The organism is Citrobacter sp. W9, from assembly GCF_026719375.1.
GTDB classification, from domain to species: Bacteria; Pseudomonadota; Gammaproteobacteria; order Enterobacterales; family Enterobacteriaceae; genus Citrobacter; species Citrobacter werkmanii.
The window spans coordinates 1-4399 of sequence record NZ_JAPPTE010000048.1 but is presented as its reverse complement, the minus strand read 5'-3'; the positions used below and the strand labels follow the sequence as shown (position 1 = coordinate 4399).

Genomic DNA, 4399 nt, shown 5'->3' with positions numbered 1-4399 from the left:
GGCGAGTCGGGGTGTCATATTCAACGTGAGAAGTGTTGATGGTGATACCACGAGCTTTTTCTTCCGGCGCGTTATCGATCTGGTCGAATGCACGAGCAGCACCGCCGTAGGTTTTAGCCAGTACGGTAGTGATTGCAGCGGTCAGCGTTGTTTTACCATGGTCAACGTGGCCGATAGTACCGACGTTAACGTGCGGTTTAGTACGTTCAAATTTTTCTTTAGACATCGATTGTCCCTCTAAGACACGGATAAATCGGTGATATCACCACATCAACCAGGCAATATACCTGAGCTGTTGAATGCTTTTAAAAGTAAACAGAGAGAAACGGGAAGGAGAAGTGAAGTGGTGCTGATACCCAGAGTCGAACTGGGGACCTCACCCTTACCAAGGGTGCGCTCTACCAACTGAGCCATATCAGCACGTCTGGAGCGGGCAGCGGGAATCGAACCCGCATCATCAGCTTGGAAGGCTGAGGTAATAGCCATTATACGATGCCCGCATCCTGAAACTCGGCTACCCAGTTCTTTCTGTAACAAAAAAGAGATTTCTCTCTTTTATGTTCGAGCTGATTAATTTTTTAACCAACTCAGGCGGCGATAACGCTGCCAGAAAGTGGTGGTGGGGGAAGGATTCGAACCTTCGAAGTCTGTGACGGCAGATTTACAGTCTGCTCCCTTTGGCCGCTCGGGAACCCCACCGGACTTGATGGTGCCGACTACCGGAATCGAACTGGTGACCTACTGATTACAAGTCAGTTGCTCTACCTACTGAGCTAAGTCGGCATCAAGTAGCGCGCATTTTATGGAGACCTGCGCACTCATGCAACTAAAAAATTGCATAAAATGTTCTATCGCTCACATTTTGCACTATACGTCCGATAAATAATCTATTTCTTCGTATGATTGGACAAATTTCCAACGGCGCGCGCCCTTCCAAAGGCAAGTTTTTCGCCGCCATGCACTTATCCATAGAGAGAAAGTACCTCTTTATACATCTGGAATAGCCGTCACATTGCTTTTCAGGGGATGATTTTTTCTTATTATTCCCCCTCATCTGGTGTTACCCTCCTGCCCATTGTCCAAATTAACTGAAATGTGCGTGCCATTGCGTGCCGGGGATGATTTCGTTTTTTTACCGCAGACCTGATATAGCAATGACAGCCAGACCATGCGTATGAGTATAAAAGAGCAAGCGTTAACGTCGCCTTACCTACAGTTTGATCGCAACCAGTGGGCTGCGCTTCGTGATTCCGTGCCAATGACCCTGACCGAGGAAGAGATTGCTCGTCTGAAAGGCATTAACGAAGACTTGTCGCTGGAAGAAGTTGCCGAAATTTATTTGCCTCTATCGCGTTTGCTAAATTTTTACATCAGTTCGAACCTGCGACGTCAGGCGGTGCTGGAGCAATTTTTAGGCACTAACGGCGAGCGTATTCCTTATATTATCAGCATTGCTGGCAGCGTCGCCGTTGGCAAAAGCACCACAGCACGTGTTTTGCAGGCACTGTTGAGTCGCTGGCCTGAGCATCGTAAGGTTGAATTGATTACGACCGACGGTTTTCTTCATCCCAATCAGGTGTTGAAAGATCGTGGACTCATGAAGAAGAAAGGCTTCCCTCAGTCCTATGATATGCACCGTCTGGTTAAATTCGTTTCCGATTTGAAGTCAGGCGTACCCAACGTCACGGCACCGGTATACTCCCATCTTATCTATGATGTGATCCCTGATGGCGACAAAACTGTTGCCCAACCCGACATATTAATACTTGAAGGGCTTAATGTATTACAGAGCGGGATGGATTATCCTCACGATCCACATCATGTATTTGTTTCTGATTTTGTCGATTTTTCTATTTATGTTGATGCACCAGAGGAATTACTCCAGACGTGGTATATCAACCGCTTCCTGAAATTCCGCGAAGGAGCATTTACCAACCCAGACTCTTATTTCCATAATTATGCGAAATTGTCGGAAGACGAGGCAATCAACACGGCCACTTCGTTATGGAAAGAGATTAACTGGCTGAATTTAAAGCAAAATATTTTACCAACGCGTGAGCGTGCCAGCTTAATCATGACCAAAAGCGCCAATCATGCTGTTGAAGAGGTCAGACTACGCAAATAAATTAACAAGGGGAGCCGCAGCTCCCCTTGTTATTATTCAGCGCTTCTGAGCGATATTTCTCCGCCCATCCAGGGTTTTATCACGCCATTTTGTTCGAGCAATAATGCACCTTGTGCATCTATTCCACGAGATATCCCAAATATTTCTTTATCGCCAATAATGAGTTTTACCGGGCGGTCGATAAAGTTGTCCAGCGTCTTCCAGCGGGACAAATACGGCGCTAAGCCCTCATGCTCAAACAATACCAACGCAGCGCGCAGCTCGCGGATTAGTCGGGCAGCAAGGGTATTGCGGTCAATGTTAATTCCCGCTTCCTGGAGATTAATCCAGCCCTGATTAACGACATTCTCTTCTACCCGGCGCATGGACATATTAATACCCGCACCGATAACAATTTGCGCGGCATCGCCCGTCTTACCGGTGAGTTCAACCAGAATTCCGGCCAGTTTACGATCGAGCAGATAGAGATCGTTCGGCCATTTCACGCGAACTTTATCCGCCCCCAAATCGCGTAAAACCTCCGCCATGACAATACCAATCACCAGACTCAGACCAATTGCGGCTGCCGGTCCTTGCTCCAGTCGCCAGAACATTGAGAGATACAGATTGGCGCCAAACGGTGAGAACCACTTACGTCCGCGACGACCACGACCGGCCTGCTGATACTCAGCGACGCAGGCATCCCCTGACTCCAGTTGACCAATACGGTCCATCAGGTACTGGTTGGTTGAGTCGATAACCGGCAGAACCGTGATATTCCCTCCATCCAACTGAGAATGAATCAGTGATGAGTCTAATAACTGGATAGGCTCAGGTAAGCTGTATCCTTTACCGGGAACAGTAAAGACATCAACGCCCCAGTCGCGTAGCGTCTGAACATGCTTATTGATTGCCGCACGGCTCATTCCCAGCTGTTCACCAAGCTGCTCACCAGAATGAAATTCGCCGTCGGCTAACAAGGAAATAAGCGTCAGGGGGACGGTATTATCTTTCATGCGATGATCTCCACAGCATTCACTTCACCCTGTGGGCCAATAAATCTGACCTCGGGTTCGAGCCAGACATTGAATTTCTCACCGACTTTTTGGCGTACATGATGCGCTAGTTGTACCACATCCTGACTGGTCGCACGGTCTGCATTGATCAGTACCAGTGCTTGCTGCTGATGTACCGCTGCCCCACCAATACGCATGCCTTTTAGCTGGCATTGATCGATAAGCCAGCCGGCAGCCAGTTTTACTGAACCATCTACCTGCGGGTAATGAGGCGCAGTCGGGAATTTGGCCAACAGTTCCTGCGCAACGTGCGCTGTAACAACCGGGTTTTTAAAGAAGCTACCGGCATTACCGTTAACTTTCGGGTCAGGCAGCTTTGTTGTGCGCATATGACAGACAGAATCAAAAACCTGCTGAGGCGTCACGGTTGTAGGATCCAGACGCGTCAAGTCACCGTAAGTGAGAACGGGCTGCCACTGTTTAGGCAAGCGCAAACCAACGGCAACAATTGCGAAACGATCCTGATATTCATGCTTGAAGATGCTGTCACGGTAACCAAAACGGCATTCCGCGGCGCTGACGCGCAGATGTTTGCCGGTTGACAGTTCAACGCAGTCCACATATTCGCAGACACGCTGCAGCTCCACACCATAAGCACCAATATTCTGAATGGGCGATGAACCGACACATCCGGGAATGAGTGCCAGATTTTCCAGTCCAGGCATACCTTCTTGCAGCGTGTGCTGTACCAGATGATGCCAGTTCTCACCGGCACCGACGTGCAGGTGCCACGCCTCAGGTTGTTCTGTGATCTCAATGCCCTTGATTCGATTGACGATCACCGTTCCATGGAAGGTATCGAGAAACAGGACGTTACTCCCCTCGCCCAGGATCAGTACTGGATGATGTGATGCATTCGCTGATTGCCAGGCATTCAGCAGTTGTTGCTCATTTTCGGCGCAGACAAGCTCATTAGCTTGTTGATCGATACCGAAGGTGTTCCAGGCTTTAAGGGAGTGATTCATAGACGCTTTCCTGATGCAAAATCGCGCTTAGTTTACCGCATATGCCGCAGGATGGCTTGTCTTATGGAGGCAAGGGGGTTGCCTGATGCGCTTTGGCAGGCCGGATAAGGCGGTGCGCCGCATCCGGCAGGTTTCATTTCGTACAGACGCAAAAAAGCCCATCCGGCAGGACGGGCTTCTTCACTTTATTTGATGCCTGGCAGTTTATGGCGGGCGTCCTGCCCGCCACCCTCCGGGCCGTTGCTGCGCAACGT

At 49.4% G+C, this 4399-nt stretch carries 4 protein-coding genes, 4 tRNA genes and 1 pseudogene; 2 read left to right on the top strand and 7 right to left on the bottom strand.

Features of this window, described 5'->3' with window-relative positions; genetic code table 11:
• The 5 genes from OOJ59_RS27545 to OOJ59_RS27525 form a co-directional block, all read right to left on the bottom strand.
• A partial coding sequence (locus tag OOJ59_RS27545; RefSeq protein WP_001403315.1) for a GTP-binding protein occupies positions 1-226 on the bottom strand: 226 nt, incomplete at its 3' end.
• A gap of 118 nt (positions 227-344) precedes the next feature.
• Positions 345-420 (bottom strand) — tRNA-Thr (locus OOJ59_RS27540).
• 5 nt (positions 421-425) lie between these two features.
• Positions 426-500, bottom strand: a tRNA-Gly gene (locus OOJ59_RS27535).
• A 114-nt stretch (positions 501-614) separates the two neighbouring features.
• Positions 615-699, bottom strand: a tRNA-Tyr gene (locus tag OOJ59_RS27530).
• Positions 700-707: 8 nt separating this feature from the next.
• Positions 708-783: transfer RNA gene (locus tag OOJ59_RS27525), tRNA-Thr, on the bottom strand.
• 19 nt (positions 784-802) lie between these two features.
• On the opposite strand from OOJ59_RS27525, the pseudogene OOJ59_RS27520 reads away from it, so the two are divergent.
• Positions 803-883 (top strand): annotated as a pseudogene (locus OOJ59_RS27520) (hypothetical protein); the annotation flags it as partial.
• A gap of 291 nt (positions 884-1174) precedes the next feature.
• Entirely contained in the window at positions 1175-2125 is a 951-nt protein-coding gene (coaA, locus tag OOJ59_RS27515; RefSeq protein ID WP_032940924.1) for a type I pantothenate kinase, read from the top strand.
• A gap of 32 nt (positions 2126-2157) precedes the next feature.
• On the opposite strand, the gene birA is transcribed toward coaA, so the two are convergent.
• Both birA and murB read right to left on the bottom strand, forming a co-directional pair.
• On the bottom strand, positions 2158-3120 hold the full coding sequence (birA, locus tag OOJ59_RS27510) for a bifunctional biotin--[acetyl-CoA-carboxylase] ligase/biotin operon repressor BirA (RefSeq protein ID WP_038636096.1): 963 nt from the start codon (positions 3118-3120) through the stop codon (positions 2158-2160).
• Complete coding sequence (gene murB, locus OOJ59_RS27505) at positions 3117-4145, bottom strand: UDP-N-acetylmuramate dehydrogenase (protein WP_087856916.1); 1029 nt, start codon at positions 4143-4145, stop codon at positions 3117-3119. The genes birA and murB overlap by 4 nt, the downstream gene beginning before the upstream one ends.
• Positions 4146-4399: the final 254 nt, after the last annotated feature.